Annotated in this window: 13 protein-coding genes; all 13 read left to right on the top strand. The window is 72.5% G+C overall.

Translation table 11 applies throughout. From position 1 onward, the window contains the following. Positions 1-76 precede the first annotated feature (76 nt). The 13 genes from ACFYX3_RS32110 (at position 77) to ACFYX3_RS32170 (ending at position 14,478) form a co-directional block, all read left to right on the top strand. The gene (locus ACFYX3_RS32110; protein ID WP_389020865.1) at positions 77-907 is read left to right on the top strand and encodes an alpha/beta fold hydrolase; all 831 of its coding nucleotides are present in this window, start codon (positions 77-79) and stop codon (positions 905-907) included. Between the two features lie 46 nt (positions 908-953). Continuing rightward, entirely contained in the window at positions 954-1,907 is a 954-nt protein-coding gene (locus ACFYX3_RS32115) for an alpha/beta hydrolase (RefSeq protein ID WP_389020868.1), read from the top strand. After that, entirely contained in the window at positions 1,904-3,790 is a 1,887-nt protein-coding gene (locus ACFYX3_RS32120; RefSeq protein WP_389020871.1) for an amidohydrolase, read from the top strand. The genes ACFYX3_RS32115 and ACFYX3_RS32120 overlap by 4 nt, the downstream gene beginning before the upstream one ends. Positions 3,791-3,803: 13 nt before the next feature. Beyond that, positions 3,804-4,529, top strand: coding sequence for a GPR1/FUN34/YaaH family transporter (locus ACFYX3_RS32125; RefSeq protein WP_389020874.1), 726 nt, complete (start codon positions 3,804-3,806; stop codon positions 4,527-4,529). Positions 4,530-4,573: 44 nt separating this feature from the next. Further along, on the top strand, positions 4,574-4,888 hold the full coding sequence (locus ACFYX3_RS32130) for a GNAT family N-acetyltransferase (protein ID WP_389020877.1): 315 nt from the start codon (positions 4,574-4,576) through the stop codon (positions 4,886-4,888). Positions 4,889-4,934: 46 nt separating this feature from the next. Continuing rightward, positions 4,935-5,660 (top strand): alpha/beta fold hydrolase, encoded by a 726-nt coding sequence (locus tag ACFYX3_RS32135; protein WP_389020880.1) that lies wholly within the window; start codon positions 4,935-4,937, stop codon positions 5,658-5,660. A 113-nt stretch (positions 5,661-5,773) separates the two neighbouring features. Continuing rightward, positions 5,774-7,105 carry an ABC transporter substrate-binding protein gene (locus ACFYX3_RS32140; protein WP_389020883.1) on the top strand — a complete coding sequence of 444 codons (1,332 nt, stop codon included), beginning with the start codon at positions 5,774-5,776 and terminating at the stop codon, positions 7,103-7,105. Then, on the top strand, positions 7,105-8,070 hold the full coding sequence (locus tag ACFYX3_RS32145; RefSeq protein WP_389020886.1) for a carbohydrate ABC transporter permease: 966 nt from the start codon (positions 7,105-7,107) through the stop codon (positions 8,068-8,070). Before ACFYX3_RS32140 ends, ACFYX3_RS32145 begins: the two co-directional genes overlap by 1 nt. Then, the gene (locus tag ACFYX3_RS32150; RefSeq protein ID WP_389020889.1) at positions 8,067-8,954 is read left to right on the top strand and encodes a carbohydrate ABC transporter permease; all 888 of its coding nucleotides are present in this window, start codon (positions 8,067-8,069) and stop codon (positions 8,952-8,954) included. The genes ACFYX3_RS32145 and ACFYX3_RS32150 overlap by 4 nt, the downstream gene beginning before the upstream one ends. Continuing rightward, on the top strand, positions 8,951-11,707 hold the full coding sequence (locus ACFYX3_RS32155) for an ATP-binding protein (RefSeq protein ID WP_389020892.1): 2,757 nt from the start codon (positions 8,951-8,953) through the stop codon (positions 11,705-11,707). Before ACFYX3_RS32150 ends, ACFYX3_RS32155 begins: the two co-directional genes overlap by 4 nt. Before the next feature lie 134 nt (positions 11,708-11,841). Beyond that, the gene (locus tag ACFYX3_RS32160) at positions 11,842-12,678 is read left to right on the top strand and encodes an alpha/beta hydrolase (protein WP_359512174.1); all 837 of its coding nucleotides are present in this window, start codon (positions 11,842-11,844) and stop codon (positions 12,676-12,678) included. 103 nt (positions 12,679-12,781) lie between these two features. Next, the gene (locus tag ACFYX3_RS32165; protein ID WP_389020896.1) at positions 12,782-13,867 is read left to right on the top strand and encodes an LLM class flavin-dependent oxidoreductase; all 1,086 of its coding nucleotides are present in this window, start codon (positions 12,782-12,784) and stop codon (positions 13,865-13,867) included. Further along, complete coding sequence (locus tag ACFYX3_RS32170) at positions 13,864-14,478, top strand: FMN reductase (protein ID WP_389020899.1); 615 nt, start codon at positions 13,864-13,866, stop codon at positions 14,476-14,478. The genes ACFYX3_RS32165 and ACFYX3_RS32170 overlap by 4 nt, the downstream gene beginning before the upstream one ends. Positions 14,479-14,523 lie beyond the last annotated feature (45 nt).

Raw genomic sequence — 14,523 nt, forward strand, 5'->3', positions numbered from 1 at the left:
CGCTCGAACGGCGTACCCCTCCCGCTCGACCGAGCACACCCGAACGCTTCCCCACCCGACAAGGAAACACCCACCCATGCAGCTCACGAGGCGCACCCTCGCCCTCGCCGTGCCCGCGACGCTGGCCGCCCTGATCGGCGCCGCCCCCGCCGCACCCGCGACCCGCCCGGCCGCGGCCGACGCCGACCGGCACGACCCCAAGCCCACGATCGTCCTGGTCCACGGAGCGTTCGCGGACGCCTCCAGCTGGAGCGGCACGATCCGGCGGCTGCAGCACGCCGGCTACCCCGTCCTGGCCCCCGCCAACCCGCTGCGCGGTCTCGCCGCGGACACCGCCTACCTGCGCAGCGTGCTGGCCGCCGTCGACGGGCCCGTCGTCCTGGTCGGCCACTCCTACGGCGGCGCCGTCATCAGCGGCGCCGCAGTGGGCAACAGCCGTGTGAAGGCCCTCGTCTACATCGCCGCGTTCACCCCGGACAAGGGCGAGAGCGCGGCCGAGCTCGCCGCCAAGTTCCCGGGCTCCACCCTCGGCGACACCGTGAACCCGCAGTCGTACCCGCTGCCCGGCGGTGGCACCGGTACCGAACTCGTCATCGAGCGGGCCAAGTTCCACGGGCAGTTCGCCGCCGACGTACCCGCCGCCGAAGCGGCGGTCATGGCCGCGACCCAGCGCCCGGTCGCCACCGCCGCGCTGGAGGAGAAGGCCGGGGAGGCGGCCTGGAAGACGATCCCGTCCTGGGCGCTGATCGCCACCGCCGACAAGAACATCCCGCCCGCCGCCGAACGGTGGATGGCCCGGCGTGCCGCTTCGCACATCACCGAGGTGGACGCGTCCCATGCAGTGGCGGTCTCCCGCCCGGCCGTGGTCACCCACGTGATCCTCGCCGCCGCGCGGGCGACCCGCTGACGCTCCGACCCCGTCCGTCCCGTACACCTCCGAAGGAGAACCCCTCATGAAGAACCGTCCGGTCCTCGAACCCGCCGCCCAGGCCTTCGCCGACGCCACCGCCCAGCCGCCGTTCCTCTACGAGATCCCGGTGGCCGACGGCCGCAAGGCCGTGGACGACGTCCAGAGCGGTGAGGGCGTCGCCCTGCCCGACGTCGACGAGGAGTGGATCACCGTCCACGGCGGCCCGACCGGCGACGTCCGCGCCCGGATCGTCCGCCCCCGCGGCGCCACCGGCGCGCTCCCCGTCATCCTCTACATCCACGGCGCCGGCTGGGTCTTCGGCAACGCCCACACCCACGACCGGCTCGTCCGCGAACTCGCCGTCGGCACCGGGGCGGCCGTGGTGTTCCCCGAGTACGACCTCTCGCCCGAGGCCCGCTACCCCGTCGCCATCGAGCAGAACTACAGCGTCGCCCAGTGGGTCGCCCGCGAGGGACACCACAAGGACCTCGACGGCACCCGGATCGCCGTCGCCGGCGACTCCGTCGGCGGCAACATGAGCGCCGCCCTCACCCTCATGGCCAAGCAGCGCGGCAACGTCACGCTCGTCCAGCAGGTCCTCTTCTACCCGGTCACCGACGCGAGCTTCGACACCGAGTCGTACCACCAGTTCGCCGAGGGCCACTTCCTGCGCCGCGACGCCATGAAGTGGTTCTGGGACCAGTACACGACCGACGAGGCCGAGCGCGCCCAGCTCACCGCCTCCCCGCTGCGCGCCTCCACCGAGCAGCTCACCGGCCTGCCGCCGGCCCTGGTCGTCACCGCCGAGGCCGACGTCCTGCGCGACGAGGGCGAGGCGTACGCGGCGAAGCTGCGGGCCGCGGGCGTCCCCGTCACCGCCCTGCGCGTCCAGGGCGTCATCCACGACTTCGTCATGCTGAACGCCCTGCGCGAGACGCACGGCGCCGAGCTCGCCATCGGCGTCGCCACCGGCATCCTGCGCAAGGCCCTCGCATGACCGGGCCCGCCACGAGCATGCCGGTCGCGGGCCTCGTCCCCGCCCCGCGGCGGGAACACGCGCACGCCGACCTCCTCGTCCGCAACGCCAAGGTGTTCACCGGTGACGCCTCCCGCCCCGAGGCCCGCGCCGTCGCCCTCCGCGACGGCCGGGTCGCGGCCCTCGGCGACGACCACGACCTCGCCCACCTCGTCGGGCCGGGGACCAGGGTCGTCGACGCGCTGGGCCGACGGGTGATCCCCGGCCTGAACGACTCGCACCTGCACGTCATCCGGGGCGGCCTGAACTACGTCCTGGAGCTGCGCTGGGACGGCGTACGCAGCCTCCGCCAGGCCCTGGCCATGCTGCGCGAGCAGGCAGGCCGCACCCCCAAGGGGCAGTGGATCCGGGTGGTGGGCGGCTGGACCGCCGAGCAGTTCGCCGAGCGCCGGATGCCGACCGTCGCCGAGCTGAACGCCGCCGCCCCCGACACTCCGGTGTTCGTCCTGCACCTGTACCAGTCGGCCCTGATGAACCGGGCCGCGGTCAAGGCCGCCGGGTTCACCCGGGAGACCCCCGACCCCCGGGGCGGGCAGATCGTCCGGGGCCGGGACGGCGAACCCAACGGCGTCCTCCTCGCGGCGCCGAGCGCCCTCGTCCTGTACTCGACGCTGGCCAAGGCACCTGCCCTCGACGAGGCCGACAAGCGCACGTCGACGCGGCACTTCCTGCGCGAGCTGAACCGCTTCGGACTGACGTCCGCGGTCGACGCCGCCGGCGGTTTCCAGAACTTCCCCGACAACTACGCGACGGTCACCGACCTCGCCGGGTCGGGGGAGCTGACCCTCCGGATCGCCTACCACCTCTTCCCGCAGACGGCCGGGCAGGAACTCGCCGACCTGAAGCGCTGGACCGAGATGGTCAAGCCCGGGGACGGGGACGAGTGGCTCCGACTGAACGGAGCGGGCGAGAACCTCACCTGGGCCGCAGCCGACTTCGAGAACTTCTCCGAGCCCCGGCCCGAGCTCGCCGCGGGCTACGAGACCGAGTTCGAGAGCGCCGTACGGCTCCTGCTCGAGAACGGCTGGGGCTTCCGGCTCCACGCGACCTACGACGAGACGATCCGCCGCGACCTGGCCGTCTTCGAGAAGCTCGCCGCGGAGGGGCTGTTCCCCGGTGGCAACCGGTGGCTCTTCGACCACGCGGAGACCGTCTCGGCAGGCAGTCTCGACCGGATCGCCGCCCTCGGCGGCGCCGTCTCGGTCCAGAACCGGATGTCCTTCCAGGGTGCCGCGTTCCTCGACCGCTACGGCGCCGAGGCCGCCGCCCACACCCCGCCGGTCCGGGCCATGCTCGACCGCGGCCTGACGGTCGCCGCCGGAACCGACGCCACCCGCGTCTCCTCGTACAACCCCTGGGTCGCACTGCACTGGCTGGTGACCGGGCGCACCGTCGGCGGCACCGCGCTCTATCCGGCGGGGAACCTGATCGACCGGGAGACCGCCCTCGGCCTCTACACCCGGGGCGGAGCGCAGCTCACCGGCGAGCAGGACGTCAAGGGAACCCTGCGAGAAGGCTCGTACGGCGACCTCGCGATCCTGTCCGACGACTACCTCACCGTGCCCGAGGAGGTCATCCCCGACATCGAGTCCGTCCTCACCGTCGTCGGCGGCCGCATCGTCTACGCGACCGCGGAGTACGAGGGTCTCGACGAGGCCGTCCCGCCGGTGAGCCCCGAGTGGAGCCCCGTGGCCCACTTCGGCGGCTACCAGAGCGGTGCCCGTCAGGCCTCGCTCGTGGCCGAGGCCGTCGCCGAGTCCGAGCAGCACCGCCGGTGGCGCGTCGCACGCGGCTCCGTCCCCGACACACAGCCGTCGTTCGTCGACCCCTGCTTCGAACACTGAAAGAGACCACACGATGAGTACAGCCTCCCCGGTCGCCGACGGAGACGACGCCCCGGACGCCCCGCCCGGACGCCGTTTCGAGCCGGACCTCCGGTCGATGACCCGGATCAACCTGCGCCCCATCGCCTCACCCATGCCGCTCGGCTTCTTCACGATCGCCATCGCGTCCGTGATGACGGGCTGCCTCCAGCTCGGGATCCTGGGCGAGGAGGCCCGTACCGCCGTCGCCTTCACCGTGCTGCCGGCCTTCGTCCTCCAGCTCCTGGTCGGTTTCCTGGCCTTCGGCGCCCGTGACGTGATCGCGGCGACCCTGATGGCGGTGTTCGCCGGCAGCTGGCTGCCCTACTCGCTCATCATGCTCAGCGGCGCGGCCGACGGCCTGAAGGTGCTCGGCGTCTTCAACCTGGCGCTCCTCTGCTTCGGCGCGCTGATGACCGCCGTGACCGGGCCCAAGCGGGCGCTGTGGCTCGTCCTCGCGGTCTCCCTGCCCCGCTGGGCGGCCACCGGCCTCGCGGGCGTCACCGGCGCCGAATGGCTGACGCGCACGTCCGGGGCGCTCGGCCTGCTGGTGGCGGTCGTCGCGATGTACACGGCGTTCGCCCTGATGCTCGAGGACATGCGCAGCGAGCAGGTCCTGCCCATCGGCCGCAGCGGCCCCGCCCACCTGGCCGTGGAAGGCGACCTCGCCGTCCAGCTCCGCAACCTGGAACGCCAGGCCGGCGTGCGCCGCACCCTCTGAACGCAGCCACCACCCCGTCACACCACGACCGCACAGGAGCACCCATGGAACCCCGAGTGACCGACCGGCCCGAGAAGTCCCGGTACGAGATCCTCGCCGGCGACGACGGCACCGAGACCGCGGGCTTCGCCGAGTACCACCTCTCGGACGGCGAGATCGCCTTCATCCACACCGAGATCGATCCCCGCTTCGGCGGCCGGGGTCTGGGCGGGCTGCTCGCCCGCGGCGCCCTGGACGACGCCCGGGCCCGCGGGCTGAGCGTCCTGCCGTACTGCCCCTTCATCCGGGGCTGGATCGGCAAGCACCCCGAGTACGCCGACCTGGTGCCCGAGGCGCGCCGCGCCCGCTTCGGCCTGTGACCACCCCACCGCCACCTTCCCCGTCCACTCTCCGAGGAGTTCCCCCATGGCCCGACACGCCCGCCCCACCGTCGTCCTGGTCCACGGCGCCTTCGCCGACGCCTCCGGCTTCGCCCGCGTCATCCCCGAGCTGACCGCCGCCGGCCTGGAGGTGATAGCCCCGGCGGTGCCCAACCGCAGCCTCGTCGACGACGCCGCGTACATCGCCTCGGTGGTCCGTGCCGTCGAAGGCCCCGTGATCCTGGTGGGGCACTCCTACGGCGGCGCCGTCATCACCCTCGCCGGTACGGAGGACAACGTCCGCGCCCTGGTGTACCTCGCGGGGTACGCGCTCGAGGAGGGCGAGAGCCTGGGCGAGCTGCAGGGCGGCTTCCCCGACTCCGGTCTCGGCGACGCGCTCGTCCAGACCCCGTTTCCGGTGGCCGGTTCGGACGAGACCGGCACCGACGTCTCGGTGGCGATCGAGAAGTTCCCCGCCCTGTTCGCGGCGGACGTCGACCCCGACCTCGCCGCGGTGCTCGCGGTCTCCCAGCGCCCCCTGGCCGCGCGGGCCTTCTCGGAGGCGGCGCCGGTCGCGGCGTGGAAGACCAAGCCCTCGTGGGGCCTCGTGGCCTCCGCCGACCGTACGATCAACCCCGATGTGGAGCGTTTCGGCTACCGGCGCGCCGGCATGACCACCGTCGAGGTCGACTCCTCGCACCTGGTCATGCTCTCCCAGCCCAAGGCCGTGGCGGAGCTGATCCTGGAGGCGGCCCGGTCCACGGGGCACTGATCCCGCGGAGCCGACGCTTGAACATCGAACGATTGGTCTCTGTCGTTCGAACGCGGTAGCTTTCCGAAACGCCCGCCGAGAACACGCGGCGGGCGATCGGAGGAAGCACACCCATGAGGTTCGGCGCGAGGCTCGCGCTCGCCGTCATCACCCTCGCCGTCACCGCCACCGCCTGCGGCACCCCGCAGGACGGCGGTTCGCGCTCGCGCACCGCAGCGGACTGCGCACCGTACGCCCGGTACGGCAAGCACCCCGGCACCAAGGTCACCGTCTACGCGGAGAACCGGGACCGGGAGGCCGATCTGTTCGAAGAGACCTGGGCGGACTTCGCGGACTGCACGGGAATCGACGTCCAGTACGAGGGGGACGGGGAGTTCGAGGCGCAGATCCAGGTCCGGGTCGACGGCGGGAACGCGCCCGACGTGGCGTTCTTCCCCCAACCCGGTCTTCTGGAACGCTTCGCGCGGGCAGGGAGCCTGAAGCCCGTGAGCGCCGGGGTGGCGACTCTCGCCAAGCAGGGCTGGACGGCGGACTGGAACAGCTACGCGACCGTGGACGGCACCCTCTACGGCACGCCGCTCGTCGCGAACGTGAAGTCGTTCGTCTGGTACTCCCCGAAGTTCTTCCGCGACCGGGGGCTGAGCGTTCCCCGCACGTGGACCGAGCTGATGGCCGTGACCGAGAAGGTCGCGGCATCGGGCGTCAAGCCGTGGTGCGCGGGCATCGAGTCCGCCGAGGCGACCGGCTGGCCCGTGACGGACTGGATCGAGGACGTCCTCCTCCGCCAGCAGGGCACGCACGTCTACGACCAGTGGGTCGCCCACGAGATCCCGTTCAACGACCCGCGGGTCGTCAAGGCCATGGACACCGTGGGGTCCATCCTCAAGAACGACCGGTACGCCAACGGCGGTTTCGGTCCGGCCCGGTCGATGGCGTCGATCTCCTTCCAGGAAGCCGGCGCACCGGTTCTCTCCGGCGACTGCGCGATGCACCGCCAGGCCTCGTTCTACGCCGACATGTGGCCGAAGGGCACCGAGATCGGACCCGACAAGGACGTCTACGCCTTCCTCCTGCCGGGGGCCGACCCGACCGACCGCCCCGTACTGGGCGGCGGGGTGTTCACCGCGGCGTTCGCCGACCGTCCCGAGGTGCGGGCGTTCCAGGAGTACCTGGCCTCCGCGGACTTCGCGAACGCGCGGATGAGGAAGGGTCCGTTCGTCTCGGCGAACAGGGGCGTGGACCCGGCGAACGCCGCGACCCCCGTCGACAGGCTCTCGATCCAGCTGCTCCAGGACCCCAGGACACAGTTCAGGTTCGACGGTTCGGACCTGATGCCGGCGTCGGTCGGCGCCGGGACGTTCTGGAAGGGAGCCGTCGACTGGATCGGCGGCGCGAGCACCCGGCAGGTCGCCGACTCCGTCGAACGGTCCTGGCCGAGCCGCTGATGTCGTTCGACGCCTTCGCCCAGCAGCCCAAGCTGCTGTACCTGCTCCAGGGTGTCGCCGCCTTCGCGGCGGTGGTCGCCCTGATCCTGCTCGCACTGCACCGGGGGCCGGTGCGGAGGAGGGCCGCGGCCCTGATCCTGCTGGCCCCCGCGCTGCTGCTGCTCGCGGTCGGTCTGGTCCTGCCCGGTCTGCGCACCCTGGCGCTGTCGTTCACCGACGGCGGGGGAGGCACATGGGCCGGCTTCGACAACTACGTGTGGATGTTCACCGACCACCGGGCGCTGGCGGCGCTGCGCAACACCCTGGCGTGGGTGGTCCTCGTGCCGCCGGCGTCGACCGCGGTCGGTCTGCTCTACGCGGCGGCCGTCGCGCGGTCGCGGTTCAGAACGTTCGCGCTGTCCCTGGTCCTGACGCCGATGGCGATCTCCTTCGTCGGCGCGGGTGTCGTCTGGAAGTTCGTCTATGCCTACCGTCCCGCGGAGGCCGGGCAGATCGGGCTGCTGAACCAGCTCGTCGTCGCGTTCGGCGGCGAACCGAGGCAATGGCTCGTGGACTCTCCCTGGAACGTCCTGTTCCTCATCGTGGCGATGGTGTGGACCCAGGCGGGCTTCGCGGCCGTCCTGCTGGCCGGCGCCATCAGGGCCGTACCCGCTGAACTGACCGAGGCGGCCCTGCTCGACGGCGCGTCCCCCCGGCAGATCCTCCGGCGGATCATCCTGCCGTCGATCAGGCCCACGCTGCTCGTCGTGCTCCTCGCCCAGGCGATCGGCACCTTCAAGGCCTTCGACATCGTCAAGACCATGACCGGCGGACAGTTCGACACGGGCGTCCTCGCCCACGAGATGTACGACCAGGCCTTCCGCTACGGCGAGACGGGCCGCGGAGCGGCGCTCGCCGTGCTCCTCTTCCTCCTCGTCACCCCCTTCGTCGCCCACCAGGTCCTGGCGCAGCGGAGGACGGGGTGAACGGCGTCCGGGAGCGTCTGACCTCCCGCGCCTTCACGTCCATCGCCGTGGTGATCGCGGTCCTCTGGACGACACCGGCCCTCGGTCTCCTGCTCTCCTCGTTCCGCCCCGAGGAGGAGATCAAGACGACGGGCTGGTGGACCCTGTTCGGTGCGCCGCACCTCACGCTCGACAACTACGGCGAGGTGCTGTCCGGCGGCGGGAACGGGTCGGGGCGGCTCGCGGAGTACTTCGTCAACTCCGTCGTCATCACCGTTCCCTCGGTGCTGTTCCCGCTCGTCCTCGCCTTCCTCGCGGCGTACGCCCTGGCCTGGATCGACTTCAGGGGGCGCGACGCGCTCGTCGTCGGCATCTTCGCGCTCCAGGCCGTGCCGCTCCAGATGGCGCTCGTCCCGCTCCTGAAGCTCTTCTCCCAGGGCTGGCTGTTCCTGCCCGCGTGGCACCTCACCGGGCCCGCGCGGTTCGGCCAGGTCTGGTTCGCCCACACGGCCTTCGCGCTGCCGTTCGCGGTGTTCCTCCTGCACAACTTCCTGGCCGGGCTGCCCCGGGACCTGATCGAGGCCGCCCGCGTCGACGGCGCGTCGCACGGGACGCTGCTGCTCCGGATCGTGCTGCCGCCGGCCCGCCCGGCCCTGGTCGGCTTCGCCGTCATCCAGTTCTTCTGGGTGTGGAACGACCTCCTCGTGGCCCTGACGCTGTCCGGCGGAACGGCCGAGACCGCGCCGATGACGGTCCGACTGGCGAGCATGGCCGGGACCTACGGCAACGAGTGGCAGCGGCTCACCGCGGGAGCCTTCGTGGCCGCGCTCGTCCCGCTGCTCGTCTTCTTCTCCCTCCGCCGGCACTTCGCACGGGGACTGCTCGCCGGATCGGTCAAGGGATGAACCCCGAACGGCCCGAGGAACAGGGCGCGGCGACGGGCCTGAGCCGGCCCGGACTGCGGGGCCGCGAAGCCGAGCTGGAGCGGCTGCGCGCCCTGGTCGAGACGGTCCGCGACGGCGAGGGCGGAGCGATCGCGCTGCTCCTCGGCGAGCCCGGGATCGGGAAGACCGCGCTGCTCCAGGAGGCCGTCTCGCTCGCGCGGGCCCACGGATTCCTCGTCAGCCACGGACGCGCCGAGGAACTGCACGAACTGGCGCCGCTCGCCTCACTGGCCTCGGGCCTCCTGCACGGTGACCCGCCGCTGCTCTCCGGCACGGACTTCGCGGACCTCGCCGGCCACCATGACCAGCGCATCTGGCTCGTCGAACGACTGGCCCAGCTGATCGAGGAACGCTCGGCGGGCAGGCCCGTACTGATTGCGGTCGACGACGTCCAATGGGCCGACCCGCTGAGCCGTTTCGCCCTGAGCGTCATGCCGGCGCGGCTGCTCAGCTCCCCGGTCCTCTGGCTGCTCACGGGCAGGGAGGACCCGGAGCTGTACGGACAGGGGCCGCTGACGACGGCCCTCCCTCTGCGGCCGCTGTCCGACACGGCCCTGGCCGAACTGGCACGCGACGTCCTCGGCGGGGACGTGCCGGCGCGGGTCGAGGACCTCCTCGACGGGGCGGGCGGCAACCCCTTCCTCGCGGCCGAGATGCTCTCGGGCATCGCGGCGACGGGCGCGGACGGGCCGGAACCGCCCGAGCGGCTGGTCCTCGGCGTACGCGAGCGACTGGCCGGCCTCCGGCCGGACACCCTGCACTTCCTGCGGATCGGCTCGGTCCTCGGCCGCGCGTTCTCACTCGCCGACGCCGCCGCCCTGTGCGGCCGGCCCGCCTCCGGACTCAGCGCCGAAGTGGACGAGGCGCTCGCCGCCGCCCTCCTCCACGACGACGGCGAACGCCTCCTGTTCCGCCACGACCTGCTCCGCCAGGCGGTGTACGCCGACCTCGCCCCCTCCGTACGCCGGGCACTGCACCGGGAGGCCGCGAGCCGTCTCGTCGCGGCGGGCCGGAGTTCCGCCGACGCGGTCCCGCATCTGCTGAAGAGCGCCGAACCCGGCGACACGGAGGCGATCGGACTGCTCGGCACAGCCGCCGAGGACGTGATCGCCGTGATGCCCGACCTCGCCGCCGACCTGGCCGTACGGGCCCTGGAACTCGTACCGCTCCGGGCACCCATGGCGTACGACGTGGGGGAGCGGGCCATCGTCGCGCTGACCCGCGCGGGCCGGTACACGCAGGCACGGGACACCGGCGACGCGCTGCTCGCCCGACAGCCGCCCCTGGACGTCTTCGCCCGGTTGCAGTGCGTACTCGGAGACACGCTGTGGCACCTCGACGACGTCCACGAGCTGACCCGCCGCACGACGACGGCGCTGGCAGCCGTCACCGACCCGGTGATCCGGGCCCGGCTGACCGCCCGGCAGGCCCTGGCCCGGTCCCGCGGGAGCGACCTCGGGGCCGCTCGCGAGACCGGCGAACGGGCGCTCGCCGAGGCGGAGCGGGCCGGTGACCGGGAGGCCCGCGTCCTCGCCCTGTGGGGTCTCGGCGAGATCGCCCTCAACGCGGGCGACTGTGCCGCCGCCGTCGAACACCACACGGCCCTGAGCGTGTTCGACTCGGCCTTCCTTCCCGAGGAGGCCGTCGCCCTGATCCACAGGGACGACTTCGACGCCGTACGGCGACTCCTCCGGACGGCGGGCGACGTCCCCCTGCGCCCCGCCATGCTCATCTGGACCCAGGGAACCCTGAACATGGCGCTCGGACGGCTCGACGACGCGGACGCCGACTTCGTCACCGCCGAGCGTCTCGAAGCGGACCTCCATGTGCCCGGCAACCTGGTCAACATCCGCGTCAACCGCGGCCTCCTCGCGATGCTGCGCGGCGACCGCGAGGCCGCGCGGGAACACCTGGACGTCGTGCGGGCGACCGTGTCCGGCCGGCCGAACACGGGCAACCACGCCACGCACCGGTTCTTCGAGGCCGTCGTCGCCGACGCCGACGGCGACCACGCGGCAGCGGCCGAACTCGTCCGGTCCGTGCAGCGCGACCACCCCTTCCTCCGGTGGCGGCTCCTGCGCCCGCACGTCGTCCAGGCCGTGCACATCGCCCTGCGCGGCGGGGACCGGAAGCTGGCCGAGGACCTCGCGGCCCAGGCCGCCGCACACGCCACCCGCAACCCCGCCGTGCCGACCGCCCAGGGGACGGCCGCCCACGCGTCCGCCCTGGTGAACGCCGACCACGGACTCCTGGAGCGGGCGGTGGACATCCTCCTCACCGGCCCCCGGCCGCTGTCCCTCGCCGCCGCGTCCGCCGACCTCGGGCGCGCGCTGCTGACCTCGGGCGACGCCGCCGCGACACCCGCCCTGACCAGGGCGCACGACCTCTACGCCCAGGCCGGGGCCGACGCGGAGGCCGACCGGGTCCGGGCCGATCTGGAACGGGCCACGAGCCGCTCCGGCCGGCGCACCGGGCGCCTCCGGCCGCGCACCGACCAGGGCTGGGACGCGCTCACGGCCTCGGAACGCAAGGTGGCCCGGCTGATCGCCGCGGGTCACACCAACCGGTCGGCCGCGGAGGCCCTCGTCGTCTCCCCGCACACGGTCAACACCCATCTGGCGTCGATCTTCCGCAAGCTCGCGGTGCGCTCCCGGGTCCACCTGGCCCGGATCGTCCTCGCGGAGGACGACGCCGGAACGGCCACCGGCGACTGAACGACCTCTGCGCCCCCGTGCAAGGTGCGGTGCGCGGGACGGCAACAGGAGGCGCGGGACCGGTCCTAGCGTGACGGGCACACCGCGCCGCTCCGACGCGCGGACCCGTCCACCCGAAACGAGGGAACCCCCCCATGCCGTACATCACCGTGGGCCAGGAGAACACCACCCCCATCGAGCTGTACTTCGAGGACCAGGGCGCCGGGCAGCCCGTCGTCCTCATCCACGGCTTCCCGCTCGACGGCCACTCCTGGGAGCGCCAGAGCGCCGCTCTGCTCGACGCCGGCCACCGCGTGATCACGTACGACCGCCGCGGCTTCGGGCAGTCCTCGCAGCCGACCACCGGATACGACTACGACACCTTCGCCGCCGACCTGAACACGGTGATGGAGACCCTCGACCTGAGGGACGCCGTCCTCGTCGGCTTCTCCATGGGCACGGGCGAGGTCGCCCGCTACGTCTCGACGTACGGCTCCGGCCGCGTCGCCAAGGTCGCCTTCCTGGCCTCCCTGGAGCCCTGCCTGCTCAAGAGCGACGACAACCCGGACGGCGTCGCCCCGAAGGAGTTCTTCGACGGCGTCGTCGCCGCCGTCAAGGCGGACCGGTACGCCTACTACACGGCCTTCTTCAACGACTTCTACAACCTCGACGAGAACCTGGGCACCCGCATCAGCGAGGAGGCCGTCCGCAACAGCTGGGACACCGCAGCCCGCGGCGGCTCCTTCGCCGCGTCCGCCGCGCCGGCGACCTGGTACACCGACTTCCGCGCCGACATCCCCGCCGTCGACGTGCCGGCGCTGATCCTGCACGGCACCGCCGACCGCATCCTCCCGGCCGAGGGCACCGCGCGGCCCTTCCACAAGGCGCTCCCGTCGGCCGACTACGTCGAGATCGAGGGCGCCCCGCACGGTCTGCTGTGGACCCACGCCGAGGAGGTCAACACCGCCCTCCTCGCCTTCCTGGCGAAGTGACACCGCACCGTCGACCCGCCGGGGTGACGCCGGAACCCCGGCGTCACCCCGGCCCCCGGTTCCCCCGCGCGGGAACGGACGAGCTCAGGAGAGCAGACACCCCATGCAGTTCGGCATCTTCACCGTCGGGGACGTGACCCCCGACCCCACCACCGGCCGCACTCCGACCGAACACGAGCGCATCAAGGCGATGGTGGCCATCGCGCTCAAGGCCGAGGAGGTCGGCCTGGACGTCTTCGCGACCGGCGAGCACCACAACCCGCCGTTCGTCCCCTCGTCACCGACCACCATGCTCGGCTACATCGCCGCCCGCACCGAGAAGCTGATCCTGTCCACGTCCACGACGCTGATCACCACCAACGACCCGGTGAAGATCGCCGAGGACTACGCGATGCTCCAGCACCTGGCCGACGGCCGGGTCGACCTCATGCTGGGCCGCGGCAACACCGGTCCCGTCTACCCGTGGTTCGGACAGGACATCCGCCAGGGCATCAACCTCGCCAAGGAGAACTACGCCCTGCTGCGCCGGCTGTGGCGTGAGGACGTCGTGGACTGGGAGGGCACGTTCCGTACGCCGCTCCAGGCCTTCACCTCGACACCGCGGCCCCTGGACGGCGTCCCGCCCTTCGTCTGGCACGGATCCATCAGGTCCCCCGAGATCGCGGAACAGGCCGCCTTCTACGGCGACGGCTTCTTCCACAACAACATCTTCTGGCCGGCCGACCACACCCGGCGCATGGTGCAGCTGTACCGGCGCCGGTTCGCGCACCACGGTCACGGCCGGCCGGAGGACGCGATCGTCGGCCTGGGCGGACAGGTCTTCATGCGCAAGAACTCCCAGGACGCCGTGCGGGAGTTCCGGCCCTACTTCGACAACGCGCCGGTGTACGGCCACGGCCCGTCGCTCGAGGACTTCACCGAGCAGACCCCGCTGACGGTGGGCTCTCCCCAGCAGGTCATCGAGCGGACCCTGTCGTTCCGGGAGACCGTCGGCGACTACCAGCGCCAGCTGTTCCTGATGGACCACGCGGGCCTGCCCCTGAAGACCGTCCTGGAACAGCTCGACATCCTCGGCGAGGAGGTCGTGCCCGTACTGCGGCGGGAATTCGCCGAGGGGCGCCCGGCCGACGTGCCGGAGGCCCCCACGCACGCGTCCCTCCGAGCCGCCCGGGAGGTGTCCGCCGCGTGAAGCTGACCGTCGTCTCCGCGGGCCTCAGCACGCCCTCCTCCACCCGCCTGCTCGCGGACCGGCTGGCCGAATCGGCCCGCGACGAACTCACCGGCCGGGGGCAGGAGCCGTCGACCGAGGTCGTGGAGCTGCGCGAACTCGCCGGCGACATCGCCAACCACCTCGTGACCGGATTCCCACCGCCACGACTGAGCGCCGCGATCGACGCGGTGACGGCGGCCGACGGCCTGATCGTCGTCACTCCCGTGTTCGCGGCGTCCTACAGCGGTCTCTTCAAGTCCTTCTTCGACGTGATCGACCCGGACGCCCTCACCGGGAAGCCGGTCCTGACCGCCGCGACGGGCGGCACCGCCCGCCACTCCCTGGCCCTGGAGCACGCCGTACGCCCGCTCTTCGCCTACCTCCGCGCCGTCGTCGTCCCCACCGCCGTGTTCGCGGCCTCCGAGGACTGGGGCTCGGGGGGAGACGAGTACACCGACGGCCTGCCCGGCCGCGTCCGCCGCGCGGGCGCCGAGCTCGCCGCGCTCATGGCGGCGCGCCCCGTCGGGGAGGAGCCCGAGGACGACGTCACCGTCCTCGAACGGCAACTCGCCGACCTGCGCTTCGACTGAGCCGGGTCCCCGGGCCGGCCGAGGGCGGCCTAGTTCGTATGGTTC

This window comes from Streptomyces sp. NPDC002463 (assembly GCF_042889835.1).
Lineage (GTDB): Bacteria > Actinomycetota > Actinomycetes > Streptomycetales > Streptomycetaceae > Streptomyces > Streptomyces nymphaeiformis.